We start from the raw sequence: 18,155 nt of genomic DNA, 5'->3' as shown, positions 1-18,155 counted from the left end.
TGCCACGTCAGAGCTTTGGTGATTTAGTTTGTACACATGCAATTTTCGGCCCTCTTAGCAAGAGTGGCCCGCCTCGCTACAGCCATTGGTCAAAGCTCAAAAACAAGGGGAACTGCCGTGACTGACAAGAATGGGTTTTTCGATCTCTCCAGATCCGCTCTCACCCGCCGCACGGCGCTGAAGGTCCTTGCCGCCGGCGCCGGTCTTGCCGTCGCGCCGGGCTTCGTGCGCTACAGCCAGGCGCAGAGCTCGGCGCCGATCAAGATCGGCTTCCAGTCGCACCGCACCGGCATCGGCGCCGCCTATGGCCGCTGGTACGAGAAGACCACGGCCGCGGCGGTCAAGGCGATCAACGATGCCGGCGGCATCAACGGCCGGCCGGTCGAGGTGATCATCGAGGATGACGGCACCGATCCCGGCCGGGGCGCCGAAGTGGTCGGCAAATTCGCCTCCCAGCACAAGACCGACATCGTCTACGGCACGCTGTTTTCGCATGTCGTCATCGGCTCGGCGCCGGCCGCCGGCGAGGCCAAGATGCCCTATTTCGTCGTCAGTGAAGGTCACCACGTCGCGTCGACCAAATTGAACCGCTACGTCTTCCAGCCCGGCATCACCGACGTGAAGAGCCAGATCCAGTCGATGGCGCCGTGGATTGCCGCCAATGCCGGCAAGAAGGTGACGCAGATATTCCCCGATTTCGCTTTCGGCTACGATCATCGCGACTACCTGCCGCCGGCGCTGAAGGCGCAAGGCGCCGAGGTCATCGCGCAGATCGCCATCCCGCCGACGGAATCCTCCTTCACCAAATATTTTCCGCAGATCCCGGCCGAGACCGAGGTGATTTACCACGTCATGGTCGGCCCGGCGGTGCTCACCTTCGTCAAGGAACTCGGCGAGTTCTACGGCTCCAACCGGCCGCAATTGTTCGGCTTCATCGATTCGCTCGAAGCCACCGACATCAACAGCCCCGGCCTCGAATTCCTCGACGGCAGCCATTTCTGGGAAGGCTCGCCACGTTATGCGCAGCCCGATGACTCCCCTGCACAGAAGGCCTATCGTGCCGCCGTCGGCATCGACGACAATGGTGCATCTGTCGGCGATCCCAAGGACGTCTCCACCGCCGCGCACATGTTCGGCTGCTGGGAAACGCTCTACGTCGTCAAGAAGGCGATGGAGGATGCCGGCTATAAGGGCCCGGAAGACCGCGTCAAGCTGGTCGAGGCGACCGAGGCGTTGACCGAGTTCGCCGAGGGGCCCGAGCATCCGCAGGGACCGAAAACCTTCAACGGCAAGATCCACCAGTGTTTTGGTATCCAGAACATCTCCAAGGTCGAAGGCGGCCGGCTGAATGTCGTCCACAAGACCAAGATCGAGGACGGCCTCTACGAGCCGGAAGGGGATTACACGACGCAGGCGCTGTGAGCTTGGCTGCTGCAGCAAGCGTGAGCGCCAAGACACCCCCCTCTGGCCAGAGGGGGGTGCTTCGCGCATCCGCCGGTGCTTAGCCGATGCACTTCGGACCCCACCTGCTCCTCGCCGCCCTCGAAGGCCTCGTCACCTCCGCCGTCCTGGCGCTGACGGCGCTTGGCCTGTCGCTGGTGTTCGGCGTCATGCGCGTCGTCAATGTCGCGCATGGCGAGTTCTTCATGCTGGGCGCGGTGCTTGCCTGGGCGATTTCTACGGCGATATCCGGCCATCCGGCGCTCGGCTTCCTGGCCGCCCTGGTGCTGGCGCCGCTGATCGTCGGCTTGATCGCACTGCTCGCCGAACGGCTGGTCCTGCGCCGGCTCAACTACAATCCGGAAGCCACCATCGTCGCCACCATCGGCATGCTCTACATCATCCAGCAATTGGCGCTGACCTTCTACGGCCCGGAGGCGCGGCCTGTGGAGCCGCCGTTCAGCTACCGCATCCTCCTGCCGTGGTTCGGCTATTCCGGCTACAAGCTGTCGATCATCGCCGCATCCGCGCTGCTTCTGGTCGCGACCTGGCTGGTGCTGACGCGCACGAAAATCGGCCTCATCATGCGCGCCACGCAATATGACAGCGAGACGGCGCAGGCCTTTGGCATTCCGGTGACCAGAGTCTATGCCGGCGTCTTCGCGCTCGGCGCCATGTTGGCGGCTGTGGCCGCGGTGCTGATCGTGCCGATCAGCCAGGCCCACTATCTGATGGGACAAGACCCGCTGTTGCTGTCGTTCATCGTCGTCATCATCGGCGGCCTCGGCTCGCTGCGCGGCACGGTCGTCGCCGCGGTGCTGATCGGCCTTTCCGACGGCATCATCTCGGTGTTCTTCTCACCGACGCTGGCCAAGATCATCGCCACCTTGCTCGTCGCCATGGTGCTGGTGTTCCGGCCGCAGGGCCTGTTCGGGACGGCATCGCGATGAAGGATGCTTCGCCGGCAAAGCCATATGCGCTGCACCTCGGCGTCATCGCCCTGCTTTTCGCCCTGAGCTTCGTCTTGCCGGAATACCATCACGGCCTGCTCGCTCGCATCATGGTGCTGGCGGTCTTCGCCATGGGCTACAATCTGCTGTTCGGCTATGTCGGGCTGCTCAGCCTCGGCCATGCCATGTTTTTTTCAGCCGGGCTCTATGGCGCCGGCCTCGCCGTCATTCATCTCGGCTGGAGCGTATCGGCCGCCTTTGCAGCCGGGCTTGCCTGCGGCGCACTTCTCGCGCTGGTGATCGCGCTGCTGGCGCTGCGCACCTCCGGCGTCGCCTTCATGATCGTAACAATGATGTTCGCTCAGGTATTCTATCTCGTCATCCTCTATCTCGCCGCCTGGACCGGCGGCGACCAGGGCATGGTCGTACCGCAGTCGATGCGTGTCCTTGTCCTGGGCAGCACGTCGCTCGACCTCACCAACCCGACCGTGCGCTATATGAGCGCGCTGGCGCTGTTCTCGATCGTGCTGCTTATAAGCCTGGCCATAGTCCGCTCCGGCTATGGCCGCGTGCTGGTCGCCATCCGCGAGAACGAGGAGCGGACAAAAATGCTCGGCTACGATACGTTTTCCAACAAGCTCGCCGCCGTCATCGTCTCCGGCACCATCTGCGCGGGTTCCGGCGCCGCCTATGCGCTGCTGTTCGGCTATGTCGGCTCGAGCTTCGCTTCGGTGCAGTATTCCATCCTGCCGCTGCTCTGGGTGCTGCTGGGCGGTGCTGCCACCACGCTCGGGCCGCTGATCGGCACGCTGTTCATGTACTATGTCATCGACGTCGCTAGCGGCTACACCTCCGCCTATCTGCTGATCGTCGGCATCGCGCTGATCCTGCTGGTTTTGTTTTTCCCAAAAGGCATTCTCGGCAGCATTCGCCAGCGCTGGCTCGGATGGCTGCCATGATGCCGCTTTTGACCACCAAAGACCTGTCGCGCAGTTTCGGCGGCTTGCGCGCCGTCGACGGCGTCGACTTCGCGCTGATGCCGGGCGAGATCCGCGCTGTCATCGGCCCCAACGGTGCCGGCAAGACCACCTTCGTCAGCCTGGTCAGCGGCCGCATCCAGCCCTCGTCGGGCACGATCATCTTCGACGGCGCCGATATCACCAGCCTGCCTGCCTACGCCAGGGTTCGCCTTGGCATCGCCTATACATTCCAGATCACCAGCGTCTTTGCCAATCTCAGCGCCTACGACAATGTTGCCCTGCCGGTGCAGCGCACGCTGACCGACAGCCGCTCGAAGGGCGCGGTTCACACCGGCGTCATGGCGGCGCTCGAGCGCACCGGACTTGCCGACTGGGCGCAAATGCCGGCCGGGCAGTTGTCCTACGGTCACCAGCGCCTGTTGGAAGTGGCGATGGGGCTGGCACTGAAGCCGCGGCTGCTGATCCTCGACGAACCGACGCAAGGGCTGGCCGACAGCGAGATCGACAATTTCATCGAACTGGTGCGCGAGATCGCCGATAGCGCCACCGTGCTTTTGATCGAGCACAACATGCCGGTGGTCATGCAGCTCGCCGACCGCATCACCGTCTTCAACGCCGGCAGGATTTTAGCTGAAGGCACGCCCGAGCAGATCCGCGCCAATGCCGCGGTGCAGGACGCCTATCTGGGGACGACCCATGGCTGAGGCCCAGTCCAGGGCACTGACGATCTCCGGGCTTGATTGCTTCTATGGCGAGGTCCAGGTGCTCTATGGCCTCGATCTCGTCTTGAGCGAGGGCGAGGTGCTCTGCCTGTTCGGCCGCAACGGCGCCGGCAAGACGACGACGCTGAAGGCGATCATGGGCCTGGTGCCGGCAAGCGCCGGCTCGATCCGGCTCGAAGGGCGGGAATTGACCGGCCTGCCGGCGCACGAGGTGCCCAAGGCCGGCGTCGCCTATGTGCCGCAGGGCCGGCGGCTGTTCGCCGAGATGACGGTGGCTGAAAACATCGAGATCGGCCTGATGGCCCGCAACAAGGGCAAGGCGACGCGCGAAAACGTGCTCGATCTCTTCCCGCTGCTGCGCCAGCGCCTTAGGCAGCGTTCTGGCACGCTATCGGGCGGCGAGCAGCAGATGCTGGCCATGGCCCGCGCCCTGTGTCTGGAACCACAGGTGCTCCTACTCGACGAGCCGACCGAAGGGCTGATGCCGTCGATGATCGCCAAGATCCGCGAAACCGTTTCGAAGCTGCGTGCGCTTGGCGTGTCGACAATCCTTGTCGAGCAGCGCGTCGATGCCGTGCTCTCGGTCGCAGACCGCGTTTGCTTCATCGAAAACGGCCGCAACCGCGAGACGGTCGACGTTGAGGAACTGCGTGCTGATCCCTCGGCGGTCCGCCGCTATGTCGGCGTCGGCTGATCAGGCAAAAAACAGCAAGCCGGCGAGCAGGAAAGTCGGGATCAGCACGGCGCCCGACCACGCCATGTAGCCAAAGAAGCTCGGCATCTTGATGCCGCGATGCCTGGCAATGGCATAGACCATGAAATTCGGCGCATTGCCGACATAGGTGTTGGCACCCATGAACACCGCGCCGGCCGAGATGGCCGCCAGCGTCGAGGCGAGCTCGGTCATCAGATGCTGCGCATCGCCGCCGGCCAGCTCGAAGAACACCAGATAGGTCGGCGCATTGTCGAGGAAGGACGACAGCGCCCCGGTCAGCCAGAAATAAGCGAGATTGTCGGGCGCGCCGGTCGGCGAGCTGACCAGCAGCACCAACGGCGCCAGCGCGCCGTCGAGGCCGGCCCGCAATATGGCGACGACCGGCACGATGCAGATGAAGATGCTGGCGAACAGCTTCGCCACCTCGGCAATCGGCCCCCAGCTGAAGGCGTTTGCGCCGCGAAACTCCTTTGGCGAGACGACAAGCGACGTGAAGGCCAGTATCAGGATGGCGGCGTCGCGCACCAGATTCTGCAGCTCGAGGCTGACGCCCTGAAAAGAGAAACTCACTCCCGGCTTCCAGGCAGCGGAAATCAGGATCGCGGCGATCACCCCTGCCAGCAGCGGGATGTTGGCCAGGCCGCGAATGCGCACCTTGCTGTCGGGCGTCGGATCCTTGATCTTCGGCGCGCCTTCCTCCCGGTGATGCATGATGATGTCGATCGCCAGGAAAACCGCCAGCACCACGCCGGCGACGAACAGTGTCTCGGGCAACAGGTGAACTGTCGTCCAGAAGAAATCGACGCCGCGCAGGAAGCCGACGAACAGCGGCGGATCGCCGAGCGGCGTCAGCGACCCGCCGATGTTGGACACCAGGAAGATGAAGAAGATGACGACATGGGCGTTGAAGCGCCGGTTGTCGTTGGCGCGGATGAGCGGCCGGATCAGGATCATCGAGGCGCCGGTTGTGCCGATGATCGAAGCAAGCACAGCGCCGCCCAGCAACAGCCCGGCATTGACCAGCGGCGTGCCGTGGATGTTGCCGGCAACGAAGATGCCGCCCGAAATGGTGAACAGTGCGAACAACAGGATGATGAACGACATGTATTCGGTGAGCAGCGCGTGCAGCACCGCCTGCGTTGCCGACGGGATGCCGAAGGCGAGCGCCAGCGGCCCGATCACCAACGCTGCCCAGAAAGCGGCAATCTTGCCGTAATGGTGCTCCCAGGCATGACGGAAGAGCAACGGCCCGGTCGCGATGCAAAGCAATAGCCCGGCAAACGGCAGCACCCACCACAGCGACATGGCGGCGCCCGGCAATTCGTGCGCTTCGGCCGCGAGAACCGCTCCCGGAGAAAAGATTGCGGCAATCAGTGCAGCACTTGCCGTCAACGCCGCAAACCGCATGGAGCCCCTCAAAAGTCTGTCAGGTTCGGCTGGATGACGTTCAAATCAGTGCCACGCCGGCATCGCGCATCCGGCCCAGCATCCTCTCCACGGAGCCGTTGAGATCGATGCCGCGGCAGGCGTCGAGCCGCACGGACGTCTCAAAACCGAGCTTGACCGCGTCGAGCGCCGAAAAGGCGACGCAGAAATCCGTCGCTAGGCCGACCAGGGTCAGCGTCTCGATGTTCCGATCCCGAAGATAGCCGGCAAGGCCGGTCGGCGTCGTCCGGTCGTTCTCGAAGAATGCCGAATAGCTGTCGATCGCAGGACGGAACCCTTTGCGGATCACCAGCTCGGCCTTGCTCCAGGCGAGGCCCGAATGGAAATCCGATCCCAGGCTGCCCTGGATGCAGTGATCCGGCCACAGCGTCTGGTGGCCATAAGGCACATCGATCGTTTCGAACGGTTGCTTGCCGGGGTGGCTGGAGGCAAAGCTGGAATGGCCGGCAGGGTGCCAGTCCTGCGTCAGCAGGACGTGCTCGGTCCGCCGGATCAGGTCGTTGACCAACGGCACGATTTCGTCGCCGCCAGCCACTTCCAGGGCGCCACCCGGGCAGAAATCGTTCTGCAGGTCGATGACGACAAGCGCTTCGTCGGCCATGGAGCCTCCTTATTTTCTTGGTCTTGAGCTTAGGCTCCAATGAAAACGCGACCGGACGCAGAAACTTGACCAGATGGCCGGCTGCGTCAACCTCTCACGGCATAACAAATGCGTTCCGGGCGCACCGGTGCCCATAGCCGTGCAAACTCTGGCTTTGACAATTCCTGCCGGCTTGATATCATTTGCATACGAATGAATTTCCTGCCTTGCATGCTCGGGAAAATCTTTCGGCAGGATCCCCTCTCGGGAAGTCCATTCTGGGAAGGCAAAGCGTGATCCGTTACGCAAAACCCACCACGGTCGACGACGCCCTCGCTTTGCTGGGCGAAGGACAATGGCGCATCCTCGCCGGCGGCACCGACTTCTATCCGGCACAGGGCAGCAAGCCTTTCCGCGACAATGTCCTCGACATCAATGGCTTGGCGGCATTGCGCGGCATTGCCGAAGCCGAGAACCATTGGCTCGTTGGCGCGCGCACCACCTGGACCGATCTCGTCCGCCATCCGCTGCCGGCGGCTTTCGACGCGCTGAAGCAGGCGGCGCGGGAAGTCGGCTCGGTGCAGATCCAGAACGTTGCCTCGATTGCCGGCAATCTTTGCAATGCCTCGCCGGCCGCCGACGGCGTGCCGGCGCTGCTGGTGCTCGACGCCGAGGTCGAACTGCGTTCCTCGGTGGCGACCCGGCATCTGCCCCTTGCAGAATTCATCCTCGGCAACCGTCGCACCGCTCTGCAGCCCGGCGAAATGGTCACGGCAATCCGCATTCCCAAACCCGCGACCGCCGGCAGCTCCGCCTTCGTGAAGCTTGGCGCACGGCGTTATCTCGTCATCTCCATCGCCATGGCCGCCGCACGCCTGGCCATCGAAGATGGCATCGTCAGGAACGCGGTCGTCGCCGTCGGGTCCTGCTCGGTCGTCGCCAGGCGCTTGGCGGGCGTCGAGGCGGCGCTGCGCGGCCGTCCGGTCGGCCCCGCGCTGGCCACTGCCATCCAATCCGCGCCAATGGACGATCTGTCGCCGATCGGCGACGTGCGCGGCAGCGCCGAATACCGGCTGGATGCGGCGCGCGAGATCGTCGTCCGCGCCGTGCTTGGTGCGATGGGCGCTATTCCCGGCGAAAGGGCGGCGGCCTGATGGGCATGGAGCGAGCCAACATCGCCTTCGAGGTCAACGGCGCCGCCGTCAGCGTTTGCGTACCGCCGGTGCGACGGCTGTCCGCGGTGCTGCGCGACGAGCTGCGGCTGACCGGCACCAAGATCGGCTGCGATGCCGGCGATTGCGGCGCCTGCACGGTGCTGGTCGACGGCGAGCCGGTCTGCGCCTGCCTGACGCCGGCGGCTTCCGCCTCCGGCACCGTGGTAACGACCGTCGAAGGTCTCGCCAACGGCAGGCTGTCGGCGCTGCAGGCCTCGTTCCTCAGCCATGGCGCAGCACAGTGCGGCGCCTGCACGCCCGGCCTGCTGGTCGCCGCAACGGCACTCCTGGACAGGACGCCTTACCCGAGCGAGGCCGAAACGCAGGATGCGCTGGGCGGCGTGCTCTGCCGCTGTACCGGCTACCGCAAGATCGTCGCCGCGGTGATGGATGCTTGGCGCCACGCCGATGGTCTCGATCCGCGCATGCCATTGTCCGGCCATGCCGTCGGCTCCTCTCCGATCCGCCTCGATGGCGTGCCGAAAGTCACCGGCGTCGAAAAATTCGGCGGCGATTCCTTTCCCATGGATGCACTGTCGGTGCTGGTGATCCGCTCGCCGCATTATCATGCGGCCTTCAGCTTCGGCGATCTCGATGGCTGGGTGAAATCCCGTCCCGGCATTGCCGGCGTCTTTACCGCCGCCGACATTCCGGGAAAGAATTGTTTCGGCGTCATCGCGCCCTTCGCCGACCAGCCGGCGCTGGCCGAAGCATTTTCGCGCTTTCGCGGCGAGGCGGTGGCGCTGGTTGCCGGCGAACGCGAGGCCATCGTCGATCTCGACCTTGCCGATTTTCCTGTCAGTTGGACCGAATTGCCGCATTTTCTGGAGCCTTGCGAAGCACAGGCCGGCGGTGCGTCACTGGTCCATGAAAACCGGCCCTCGAACTTGCTCACCTCCGGCTTCGTCGAGCGTGGCGACCCCGAGGCCGCCCTTGCCGGTGCGGCTTTCGTCGTTTCCGGCGCCATCGACACCTCCTATGTCGAGCATGCCTATATCGAACCGGAAGCCGGCTATGCCTTCATGGACGGCGATACGCTGGTCGTCGTCGCCTGCACGCAGGCCCCCTATATGGACCGCGACGACACGGCAAAAGTGCTCGGCCTTGCCCCGGAAAAGGTGCGCATCGTGCCGACCGCCACCGGCGGCGGCTTCGGCTCCAAGCTCGATGTCTCGCTGCAACCGCTCATCGGCCTCGTCGCCATGAAAACCGGCCGGTCGGCGGCACTCGCCTATACCCGCACCGAATCGATGATCTCGACCACCAAGCGCCATCCCGCTCGGATGAGAGCGAGCATCGGCGCCGATGCCGACGGCCGTGTCACCGGCATGGTCTTCGCCGGCGATTTCAACACCGGCGCCTATGCCAGCTGGGGGCCGACGGTCGCCAACCGCGTGCCGGTGCACGCCTCCGGCCCCTATGCGACGCCGAACTATCGCGCCGAAGGCCGCGCCATCCACACCAATGGCCCGATTGCCGGCGCCTTTCGCGGCTTCGGCGTGCCGCAGGCGACGATCATGCAGGAGACCCTTTATGACGAGCTGGCCGACAAGCTCGGCATGGACCGGCTCGACTTCCGCTTGAAGAACTGCCTTCGGAACGGATCCGAAACAGTTACCGGGCAGCGGCTCGAGTCGGGCGTCGGCATCGCCGACTGCCTGGAGGCCCTCCGCTCACATTGGCAGCGTGCCCTTCGCGATGCCGAAGCGTTCAATGCCCGCAGCAGCATCAAAAAACGCGGCGTCGGCGTGGCCTCTTGCTGGTACGGCTGCGGCAACACCTCGCTGCCCAATCCGTCGACCATCAAGGTCGGCATCTCGGTATCGGGTGAAGTCGTCCTGCATCAGGGGGCGGTCGATATCGGGCAAGGTTCGAACACTGTCATCGCGCAGATCTGCGCCGACGCGTTGGGGCTTCCGCTTGAAAAGCTCCGGCTGAAAGGCGCCGACACGGCGATCACCCCCGACGCCGGCAAGACATCGGCCTCGCGCCAGACCTTCGTCACCGGCAAGGCCGCCGAAAAGGCCGGCCGCGCCTTGCGCGATGAGATCTTGCGTTTCGCCAATGTCTCGGAAAAGGCGGCGATTGCGCTGGACGGCACAAGTCTGAGCATCGGGGAAGGCGAAGCGACGCGCCGCATCGATCTTTCCTCGCTGAAGGCAGACGCCGAAGGATTCGTCTTCCGGGCCGAGGAAAGCTACGACCCGCCGACGCAGCCGCTCGATGCAAAAGGTCAGGGCAAGCCTTACGCCGTCTATGGCTATGGCGCCCAGATCGCCGAACTGGAGGTCGACCTCAGGCTCGGCACCGTGAAGCTGATAAAAATCACCGCCGCGCACGATGTCGGCAAGGCCATCAATCCCTTGCTTGCCGAAGGCCAGATCGAGGGTGGCATCGCCCAGGGCATCGGCATGGCGCTGATGGAAGAATACATCCCCGGCCGCACCGAAAACCTGCACGACTATCTGATCCCGACGATCGGCGACGTGCCGCCGATCGAGACCATCTTGATAGAAGTTCCGGATCCGGAAGGACCCTTCGGCGCCAAGGGTTTGGGCGAGCATGTGCTGATCCCGACGGCGCCGGCGATCCTCAACGCCATACGCCATGCCGCCGGTGTGGTGGTCACCAAAATTCCGGCGACGCCGACCCGCATCCGCGCCGCCATCCTCGACAAGGAGGCGCGCCGATGAGCGAGCTTGCCGAACGATTCGAGACACACGATCCCGGCGAGAAGCTGGTGGCGGAGAAGATCCGCTGCGATGCCTGTCCGGTCATGTGCTACATCGCCGATGGCCGCACCGGCGCCTGCGATCGCTACGGCAATGTTGGCGGCAGGATCGTGCGGATGGATCCGCTGACCATCCTCGACCACGCGGCCGAGACAGGCGGCGCGGTCGTGCCCTTTGCCGAGGAAGGCAAGGGCTGGGACGGCGAACTGGTCAACACCGGCCGCCGCTTCGTCACCGCGATCGGCGCCGGCACCACCTATCCCGACTACAAGCCGGCGCCCTTCATCGTCAGCCAGGAGGTCGAGGGCGTCGATCTGGTCACCGTCGTCACCGAGGGCATCTTCTCCTATTGCGGCGTCAAGGTGAAGATCGACACCGACCGTCATATCGGCCCCGAAACGGCAACGGTCCGTGCCGAAGGCGAGGCGATCGGCCATGTCACCACCGGCGAATACGGCTCGCAGATGCTGTCGCTGGGCGGCGTGCATCATTTGACCGGCGGCTCAAAGGCTGAAGGGCGCGCCACCTGTGATGCCATGCTCAGGCTGTGCAACCGCAAGCCGGTCGAGCTCGTCATCGACGGCGGCGCCACCGTCATCGTCGAAGCCGGCAAACCGCCTGTCATCGACGGCAAACTCGAGCAGCGCATGCGCGTCGGCTGCGGTTCGGCCACCATAGGCATGTTCGCCACCCAGTGGCGCGGCCTTGTCGACGAGGTGGTGGTGGTCGACGACCACATCACCGGCGTCGTCTCCGAGCATCAGGCGGGCAAGGTGCTTGGCTGGCAGGATACCGGCATCAAGATCATCGGCCGCCGTTCGACGCCGGGCCGCTATTTCAAGGTGTCGGAGCCCGGCCTCGGCTGGGGCGGCACCAATATCTCCGACCCGCTGTCGATCCTTGGTGAATGGAGCGCCAAAAAGGGTGCGCGCCCCGGCATGTCGCTGCTGATGGTCTCGACCACCGGTGAGCAATTCGCCTATTACGAGCTCGACGACGAATTGAAGCCGGTGCAGAAACCGTTCCCGGAGCGGCTGCGGAAGTCGGTTGAACTGATCGAGGACAATTGCGAGCCGGCGCTCTGCACCGTGCTTTTCGTCGGCGGCGCCGGCGGCTCGCTGCGCGCCGGCGTCACCGAGAACCCGGTCAATCTGACCCGCTCGGTGCAGGGCCTCAAGACCTATGTGACGGTCGGCGGCGCGCCGGTCTATGTCTGGCCGGGCGGCGGCATCACGCTGATGGTCGACGTCACCCGCGTGCCGGAAGGCGCCTTCGGCTATGTCCCGACGCCGGCGCTGGTGGCGCCCATCGAATTCACCATGCGCCGCGACGATTATGTCAGGCTCGGCGGCTATGAAGCCGAAATCCGCAGCGTCGACGATATCCTGGCCAAGGGCGGCGAGTATCTCAACCCGCGCCGCGGCAAGGCCGCACCTCGCGACAATCCCTGGCCGCCGCTGGTGCAGCTGCGGCGCGCGACGACAAATGGGGCAGGGTGATGAACGGCCCGCAGGCGCATTGGCTCGAGGACGGCCGAAGGCTTCACCTCAATCATGGGCCGATCGATCTGATCGTCGAGGCCTTCGGCGAGGCGAGCGAATGCCGCGCCGCCTATCATCAGGCGGCAACGCGCTTCCAGACAATCCTGCCCGAACTGGTCGAAGAGTTGCCCGAACTGCGTCGCCAGGCGCCGCTGCGTCCTCGCATGTTTGTCGGCCCGACGGCACGTCGCATGGAAGCGGCGGTCGTTCCGCTAGCGAAACAATTCATCACGCCGATGGCGGCCGTCGCCGGCTCGGTAGCCGACGAAGTGCTTGGCGTTCTGCTTGCCGGCCGCCGGCTCGAGCGCGCCTATGTCAACAATGGCGGCGACAGCGCGATCCATCTCGGCCACGGCCAGTCGATGACGCTTGCCATTGCCGGAACAGGTCACGGACTGGCAGACCGTCTCACGATCCGCGCCGAAGACGGGATCCGCGGCGTCGCAACAAGCGGCTGGCGCGGCCGGTCCTTTTCGCTGGGCATCGCCGACGCCGTCACCGTGCTGGCGCGGACGGGTGCTGAAGCCGATGCCGCCGCGACCTTGATCGCCAACGCCGTCGACGTGCCCGGTCATCCGGCCGTTAGGCGCATACGGGCGCACGATCTCGCACCGGACAGCGATCTCGGCGACCGTTTGGTGACGCAGGGCGTGGGGCCGCTTTCCGCCGCTGAAATCGCTATTGCGCTGGAAAGCGGATTTGCCGTTGCCGAGGAGTTTCGGCGGCGCGGCCTGATTGCCACCGCGGCGCTTTTCCTCGGCGGTCAGGTGCGCATCGCAGGTCCGATGGCGCTCGCCAACAAAGTTTTAGAGAGGGAAATTGCTCATGCCTGAGTTTCCGATCCGCAAGATCGCCGTGCTGACCGAAGAGATTTTTCACGAAGGCGGGCCGGTGGCGAAGGTGCCGCGGCGCCGCGCCGCGGCCATGGCTGTGGTGAAGAACCCGTTCGCCGGCCGTTACGTCGAGGAACTGCAGAGCGCGATGGAGGATTTGAAGCCGCTCGGGCTGCTGCTCTCCGACAGGCTCATTGCCGCATTGGGCGGCGACGTGAAACAGATCGACGGTTATGGCAAGGGTGCCATCGTCGGCGCGGCGGGCGAGCTGGAGCATGGCGCGCTGTGGCATGTGCCGGGCGGCTATGCCATGCGCGAACGGCTTGGCGACGCCAAGTCGATCGTGCCGTCGTCGAAGAAGGTCGGCGGCTTCGGCGCGCGGCTCGATGTGCCGCTCGGCCACATCAACGCGGCCTATGTGCGCAGCCATTTCGATGCCATGGAAATCGGCATCAGCGATGGCCCGCGTCCCGACGAGATCCTGTTTTGCCTCGCAATGACCTGCGGCCCGCGCGTGCATGACCGCATGGGCGGGCTGGCCGCCAAGGACATCAAGGCATGGGATGGGCTGAGGTGAGCGCCGAAGACAATCTGCTCAAGCTGGTCGAGGCCGAGGAGCCTGACGAAAACGACTATCGCTTGCAGGAGCAGGTCGGCTTTATCCTGCGCAAGGCGCACCAGCGCCATGTCTCGATCTTCGCCGCACACATCGCCGATCTGACGCCGCCGCAATTTGCCGCCCTGGCCAAATTGCGCGACGTCGGCGAGACCTCGCAGAACCAGCTTGGCAGCCTGATCGCCATGGATGCGGCGACGGTGAAAGGTGTCATCGACCGGCTGAAAGCGCGAGGCTTTGTCGAACTTAGCAAACACGAAGTCGACAAACGGCGCCTGCTGGTCAATCTGACGGCCGAGGGGCGCGACGCGATCGAGCGGCTGATTCCGCTTGCCCGCGAGATTACGCAGGAAACGCTGGCACCGCTTTCCGCCAAGGAGGCGGCCATTTTCATGAAGCTGCTGGCCAAGCTGGCTTGAGCTGCCACCTGCCGAGCGTTTAGTTGTTACTCCTGCCGGGCGCTGAACGTCCGGCAGGAAAGCCTCGTCTCAGAGGCCGTTGTCCTTCAGGATCTGGGCAGCATTTTCCTTGGTGATCTTCTGCGTCGGCAGGATGATGGTCTTTTCCACCTTCTCGCCGTTCAGGAACTTGATCGCCTGCCGCAGCCCTTCGGCGCCCGGCGTCACATAAGTGAACGTCGCCGTCAGCTCGCCATTGGCGACGAGTTGCACGCCTTCATTGGGCAGGCCGTCGATGCCGATGAACTTGATGTCCTTCTCACGTCCGGCGTCCTTGGCGGCAAGATAGGCGCCATAGGCCATTGGATCATTGTGGCCGTAGACGAGATCGATCTTTTCGTTGTTGCGCAGCGCCGTGGCCATGATGTTGTAGGCCTGGTCCTGCTTCCAGTCGCCCGACTGCTGGTCGAGCAGGTTCTTGATACCCGGCTCCTTGTCGGTGAATTCATGGAAGCCGTCATGGCGGTCATGCGCCGGCTGGGTGCCCATGCCGCCCCAGATTTCGACGACGTTGCCGGCGGCCTTGCCCTTGCCGCCAAGCAGCTCGACGGCATATTCACCGGCAGCCCGGCCGATCAGCTTGTTGTCGCCGCCGACGAACTGCGTGTAGTCGTTGGTTTCGACGTTGCGGTCGAGCACGAAGACCGGGATCTTGGCATCGATCGCCTGCTGCACGACGCCGGTCAGGCCGGCGGACTCTTTCGGCGACACCAAGAGCGCATCGACCTCCTGACGGATCAGGTTTTCGACATCGGCGACCTGCTTCTCGGTCTTGTCCTCGCCGTCGGTGACGATCAGCTCGACTTCCGGATGCTTGGCCGCTTCGGCCAGGATGTCCTTGTTGAACTGGGCACGCCAGGGTTCGATGGTCGTAACCTGCGAGAAGCCGATTTTCCATTTCTTGTCCTGCGCGTGGGCACCGCTGGCAAGCATCGCGGTCGTGGTCAGGAGTGCCGCTGTCAGCGCGGCAAGCTTCAACAATTCACGTCGTTTCATTTCTTGTTTCCTCCAATATTCAGAGACGCGGTCTCTTGCGACGGCCGCTTTGCCGCGGCCGTTTCCTTGTGCGCTTGCCCACCGGGCAATCGCAGATAGAAGAGAAGATCGCCGGCATTGCGCTCCTGTACGAGCACGGTACCGATGATGATCATCCCCTTCAGCACCAGCTGAAGGTTCGAATTGATGTTGTGCAGCTGCAGGATGTTAGAGAGCAGCCCGAAGATCAGCACGCCGCAGAACGTCCCGGTGAGGCTGCCGCGTCCGCCCATCAGGCTGGTGCCGCCGATGACCACGGCGGCAATCGCGTCGAGCTCCAGCCCGGCGCCGGCGTCCGGCTTGCCTTGCCGGTATTGCGCGACATAGAGCACCGCCGCGATGCCGGCCAGCAGCCCCGAAACCGCGTAGGTGGCGATCTTGACGCGGCCGGCGGCGATGCCGGACAGCCGGGCCGCTTCCTCATTGCCGCCGATGGCATAGACATAGCGGCCAAACGGCGTGAAGCGCAGCACGGCGCCGTAGATCAGGATCGCGCCGAGGAAGAACAGGCCCGGCATCGGGATTACGCCGAACACCAGCGAGCGCAGCATTTCGAAATCGGCCGTGGCGTTCGAACCGGTATAGACCGGCAGCACCGCATTGTTTTGGCCGGCGGTCAGCCGGGCGATGCCGAGCGCAGTGACCATCATCGCCAGCGTCACGATGAAGGGCTGCAGCCGCCCGGCGACGATGATGAAGCCGTTGAGCGCGCCGAACAGCAGGCCGACGCAAGGCGCCACCAGCAACACGCCGAGCACGCCGAATTTTGAGCCTACCTGGGGCAGCAGGAACCACAGCACCAGACTGCACAGGATCACCCCGACAATGCCGGGGGTAACCAGCCCACGAACGCTATCCAACCTGATGTCGTGCGTGGCCTGCGCGCCGGCGCGGGATTTTTCGATGTTCAGCAGGATGAAACGAGTGACGAGAATGCCGAGGCAAAGGGCTGCCACGGCAACTGTCGGCACCCCCAGCACCACCGCCGGCGTCACGCCGGGGACCGTCAGCAGCATGGCACAGACCACCGTGCAGATCGCCATCAGCGAGCCGACGGAAAGGTCGATACCACCAGTGATGATCACCGCCGTCATACCGGTGGCAATCAGGCCGGTGGTCGACACCTGGCGCAGCACGTCGAGCAGGTTGCCATAGGACAGGAAGATATTGTTGCCCTTGGAGCTGATCGGCGAGCCGAGCACGCCGATCAGGAAGATGGCGATCAGGCCCCAATAGAGCTTCGTCCGGGACAGGATATGCAAAATGCTCATGCGGCAGGCCTCGTCATGGTCCGTCGCGGCGCCGCAAGCCGCATGATGGCCTCCTCGCTGGCTTGCGCGCGGGACAGGATGCCCGTCTGGCGGCCGTCGGCCATGACCAGGATACGGTCGGAAAGATGCAGCAGCTCCGGCAATTCCGAGCTGATGACGGCGATCGCCAGCCCGTCTCGCGCCAGCTTGAAGATGAGATCGTAAATTTCCCGCTTGGCGCCGACATCGATGCCGCGCGTCGGCTCGTCGAGCAGCAGCACCCGTGGCCTCGTCGCCAGCCATTTGCCGATGACGACCTTCTGCTGGTTGCCGCCGGACAGCGTGCCGGCCGGCTGCTCGACGGTCTCGCAGCGAATGCCGAGCGCCTTGACGGCGTCCCGTGCCAACCCTTGCTCGCCGGCCAGCGAGCGCAGGCCGAACCGCGCCAGCGAACCGACCAGCGGCAGCGCGACGTTGTCTGTGATCGAGGCCTCGAGATGCAGGCCTTGCGTCTTGCGGTCTTCTGTGACCAGGGCGATGCCGAGCCGGCGCGCATCGCGCGGCGAACGGATTTCTACTGCCTCGCCATCGAGCCTGATCTCACCGCCAGCACGTCCTCCGCTGGACCCGAAGATCGTTTCCAGGATTTCGGTACGGCCCGAGCCCAGCAGCCCGCCGATACCGAGGATTTCTCCTGCGGCAAGATCGAAGCTGACGCCGTCGAGCACGGTGCGCCAGCCATGGCGATTGGGCTTCGATAGCGACAGCTCGCTTACGGAAAGGATGGTGTTGCCACCGGGGATGCGGTGCTCCTGGGAGGAAGCAAGCAGGTTTCGCCCGACCATCGCCGAAATTATGGCGTCTTCGTCGAGCTTGTCCATCGCCTGCGTCAGGACGTGGCGTCCATCGCGAAACACGGTGACCCGGCTGGCCAGATGCATGACCTCGTCGATGCGGTGCGAAATGTAGACGATCGCCACGCCGCTATCGGCGAGCTGGCGGATGATGCGGAACAGCCGCTGGCATTCGGCTGGCGACAGCGCCGAGGTCGGCTCGTCCATGATCAGAATGCGCGCCGACATAGACAGCGCCTTGGCGATCTCGACCAGCTGCTGTTCGCCGACGCGCAAGGCACCGACGCGCGCATCCGGGTCGAGCTCGATGCCGAGCCTTTGCAAGAGCGCGCCGGCAGCGCGGCTGCTCGCCTTGCGGTCGACAATCAGCCCGGCGATCAGCTTCTCGCGGCCGAGAAAGATATTGTCCGCGACGCTGAGTTCGGGAACGAGGTTCAGCTCCTGGTGGATGATGGCGATGCCGGCGCGCTCGGCTTCGCGGACGCCGGCAAAGCGCACCGGATGGCCATCGATACTGACCGTTCCGTTATAGTCCGTATAGACGCCGGACAGGATCTTCATCAGCGTCGACTTGCCGGCGCCGTTCTCGCCCATCAGCGCATGGACCTCGCCGCGCCGCAGTTCGAAGCCGACATCGACAAGCGCGGCGATGCCGCCGAAGGACTTGGAGATGTGCTCGGCGCTCAGCACGATAGCCGAGCCGTCCGCCATAACGCCTTCCGCAGGGATGGAATTGCCGTGCTGCATGACAAGGACGGCCTCCCTCCGTCGTCACCGAACGCCTCAAAC

16 protein-coding genes are annotated in these 18,155 nt (G+C 64.4%); 11 read left to right on the top strand and 5 right to left on the bottom strand.

Annotated elements, in window-relative coordinates; all coding sequences use genetic code 11:
- Window positions 1-117 precede the first annotated feature (117 nt).
- The 5 genes from NKH91_RS14515 to NKH91_RS14495 all read left to right on the top strand — a co-directional run bounded on the left by NKH91_RS14515 (window position 118) and on the right by NKH91_RS14495 (window position 4,786).
- Window positions 118-1,422 (top strand): ABC transporter substrate-binding protein, encoded by a 1,305-nt coding sequence (locus NKH91_RS14515; RefSeq protein ID WP_352846884.1) that lies wholly within the window; start codon window positions 118-120, stop codon window positions 1,420-1,422.
- Between the two features lie 86 nt (window positions 1,423-1,508).
- Window positions 1,509-2,390 carry a branched-chain amino acid ABC transporter permease gene (locus NKH91_RS14510; RefSeq protein WP_023718163.1) on the top strand — a complete coding sequence of 294 codons (882 nt, stop codon included), beginning with the start codon at window positions 1,509-1,511 and terminating at the stop codon, window positions 2,388-2,390.
- Window positions 2,387-3,349: a branched-chain amino acid ABC transporter permease gene (locus NKH91_RS14505; RefSeq protein ID WP_023718164.1), complete on the top strand. Its 963-nt coding sequence runs from the start codon at window positions 2,387-2,389 to the stop codon at window positions 3,347-3,349. The genes NKH91_RS14510 and NKH91_RS14505 overlap by 4 nt, the downstream gene beginning before the upstream one ends.
- Window positions 3,346-4,074, top strand: a complete 729-nt coding sequence (locus NKH91_RS14500) for an ABC transporter ATP-binding protein (RefSeq protein ID WP_023718165.1) — start codon at window positions 3,346-3,348, stop codon at window positions 4,072-4,074. Before NKH91_RS14505 ends, NKH91_RS14500 begins: the two co-directional genes overlap by 4 nt.
- Window positions 4,067-4,786 (top strand): ABC transporter ATP-binding protein, encoded by a 720-nt coding sequence (locus tag NKH91_RS14495; protein ID WP_352484342.1) that lies wholly within the window; start codon window positions 4,067-4,069, stop codon window positions 4,784-4,786. The genes NKH91_RS14500 and NKH91_RS14495 overlap by 8 nt, the downstream gene beginning before the upstream one ends.
- Here the strand turns inward: NKH91_RS14495 and NKH91_RS14490 are convergent, their stop codons facing one another.
- Together NKH91_RS14490 and pncA are read right to left on the bottom strand one after the other, a co-directional pair.
- Window positions 4,787-6,214, bottom strand: coding sequence for a sodium:proton antiporter (locus NKH91_RS14490; protein WP_023718167.1), 1,428 nt, complete (start codon window positions 6,212-6,214; stop codon window positions 4,787-4,789).
- 40 nt (window positions 6,215-6,254) lie between these two features.
- Complete coding sequence (pncA, locus tag NKH91_RS14485) at window positions 6,255-6,854, bottom strand: bifunctional nicotinamidase/pyrazinamidase (RefSeq protein ID WP_023718168.1); 600 nt, start codon at window positions 6,852-6,854, stop codon at window positions 6,255-6,257.
- Window positions 6,855-7,126: 272 nt separating this feature from the next.
- Between pncA and NKH91_RS14480 the strand changes: the two genes are divergently transcribed.
- Genes NKH91_RS14480 through NKH91_RS14455 form a run of 6 tightly spaced genes read left to right on the top strand, consistent with a single transcriptional unit; the run spans window position 7,127 to window position 14,188 of the window.
- Window positions 7,127-7,987 (top strand): FAD binding domain-containing protein, encoded by an 861-nt coding sequence (locus tag NKH91_RS14480; RefSeq protein WP_352484341.1) that lies wholly within the window; start codon window positions 7,127-7,129, stop codon window positions 7,985-7,987.
- A complete protein-coding gene (locus NKH91_RS14475) occupies window positions 7,987-10,740 on the top strand; it encodes a molybdopterin-dependent oxidoreductase (RefSeq protein ID WP_352846887.1) in 2,754 nt (917 codons plus the stop codon). Before NKH91_RS14480 ends, NKH91_RS14475 begins: the two co-directional genes overlap by 1 nt.
- Window positions 10,737-12,278 (top strand): 6-hydroxynicotinate reductase, encoded by a 1,542-nt coding sequence (locus tag NKH91_RS14470; protein ID WP_352846890.1) that lies wholly within the window; start codon window positions 10,737-10,739, stop codon window positions 12,276-12,278. Before NKH91_RS14475 ends, NKH91_RS14470 begins: the two co-directional genes overlap by 4 nt.
- Entirely contained in the window at window positions 12,278-13,153 is an 876-nt protein-coding gene (locus tag NKH91_RS14465; RefSeq protein ID WP_352846894.1) for a UPF0280 family protein, read from the top strand. The genes NKH91_RS14470 and NKH91_RS14465 overlap by 1 nt, the downstream gene beginning before the upstream one ends.
- Window positions 13,146-13,730, top strand: a complete 585-nt coding sequence (locus NKH91_RS14460) for an amino acid synthesis family protein (RefSeq protein WP_023718173.1) — start codon at window positions 13,146-13,148, stop codon at window positions 13,728-13,730. The genes NKH91_RS14465 and NKH91_RS14460 overlap by 8 nt, the downstream gene beginning before the upstream one ends.
- Complete coding sequence (locus tag NKH91_RS14455) at window positions 13,727-14,188, top strand: MarR family winged helix-turn-helix transcriptional regulator (protein WP_023718174.1); 462 nt, start codon at window positions 13,727-13,729, stop codon at window positions 14,186-14,188. Before NKH91_RS14460 ends, NKH91_RS14455 begins: the two co-directional genes overlap by 4 nt.
- Before the next feature lie 69 nt (window positions 14,189-14,257).
- On the opposite strand, the gene NKH91_RS14450 is transcribed toward NKH91_RS14455, so the two are convergent.
- From NKH91_RS14450 to NKH91_RS14440, 3 genes are read right to left on the bottom strand one after another with little or no spacing between them, the layout of a single operon-like run.
- Complete coding sequence (locus NKH91_RS14450) at window positions 14,258-15,223, bottom strand: substrate-binding domain-containing protein (protein ID WP_023718175.1); 966 nt, start codon at window positions 15,221-15,223, stop codon at window positions 14,258-14,260.
- Entirely contained in the window at window positions 15,220-16,533 is a 1,314-nt protein-coding gene (locus NKH91_RS14445) for an ABC transporter permease (protein WP_023718176.1), read from the bottom strand. Before NKH91_RS14445 ends, NKH91_RS14450 begins: the two co-directional genes overlap by 4 nt.
- Entirely contained in the window at window positions 16,530-18,077 is a 1,548-nt protein-coding gene (locus tag NKH91_RS14440; protein WP_352846896.1) for a sugar ABC transporter ATP-binding protein, read from the bottom strand. The genes NKH91_RS14445 and NKH91_RS14440 overlap by 4 nt, the downstream gene beginning before the upstream one ends.
- Between the last annotated feature and the right edge of the window lie 78 nt (window positions 18,078-18,155).

This window comes from Mesorhizobium sp. M0894 (assembly GCF_040319725.1).
Taxonomy (GTDB): domain Bacteria; phylum Pseudomonadota; class Alphaproteobacteria; order Rhizobiales; family Rhizobiaceae; genus Mesorhizobium.
The sequence above is the reverse complement of the archived record's forward strand: the minus strand, read 5'-3'. Positions and strand labels throughout refer to the sequence as shown.

Bases quoted from the DNA above. Each gene is read 5' to 3' on its own strand.
- NKH91_RS14470 (WP_352846890.1), top strand. From the start codon at position 10,737: ATGAGCGAGCTTGCCGAACGATTCGAGACACACGATCCCGGCGAGAAG.
- NKH91_RS14510 (WP_023718163.1), top strand. From the start codon at position 1,509: ATGCACTTCGGACCCCACCTGCTCCTCGCCGCCCTCGAAGGCCTCGTC.
- NKH91_RS14490 (WP_023718167.1), bottom strand. From the start codon at position 6,214: ATGCGGTTTGCGGCGTTGACGGCAAGTGCTGCACTGATTGCCGCAATC.
- NKH91_RS14465 (WP_352846894.1), top strand. From the start codon at position 12,278: ATGAACGGCCCGCAGGCGCATTGGCTCGAGGACGGCCGAAGGCTTCAC.
- NKH91_RS14445 (WP_023718176.1), bottom strand. From the start codon at position 16,533: ATGAGCATTTTGCATATCCTGTCCCGGACGAAGCTCTATTGGGGCCTG.
- NKH91_RS14495 (WP_352484342.1), top strand. From the start codon at position 4,067: ATGGCTGAGGCCCAGTCCAGGGCACTGACGATCTCCGGGCTTGATTGC.
- NKH91_RS14505 (WP_023718164.1), top strand. From the start codon at position 2,387: ATGAAGGATGCTTCGCCGGCAAAGCCATATGCGCTGCACCTCGGCGTC.
- NKH91_RS14440 (WP_352846896.1), bottom strand. From the start codon at position 18,077: ATGGCGGACGGCTCGGCTATCGTGCTGAGCGCCGAGCACATCTCCAAG.
- NKH91_RS14460 (WP_023718173.1), top strand. From the start codon at position 13,146: ATGCCTGAGTTTCCGATCCGCAAGATCGCCGTGCTGACCGAAGAGATT.
- NKH91_RS14450 (WP_023718175.1), bottom strand. From the start codon at position 15,223: ATGAAACGACGTGAATTGTTGAAGCTTGCCGCGCTGACAGCGGCACTC.
- pncA (WP_023718168.1), bottom strand. From the start codon at position 6,854: ATGGCCGACGAAGCGCTTGTCGTCATCGACCTGCAGAACGATTTCTGC.
- NKH91_RS14500 (WP_023718165.1), top strand. From the start codon at position 3,346: ATGATGCCGCTTTTGACCACCAAAGACCTGTCGCGCAGTTTCGGCGGC.
- NKH91_RS14475 (WP_352846887.1), top strand. From the start codon at position 7,987: ATGGGCATGGAGCGAGCCAACATCGCCTTCGAGGTCAACGGCGCCGCC.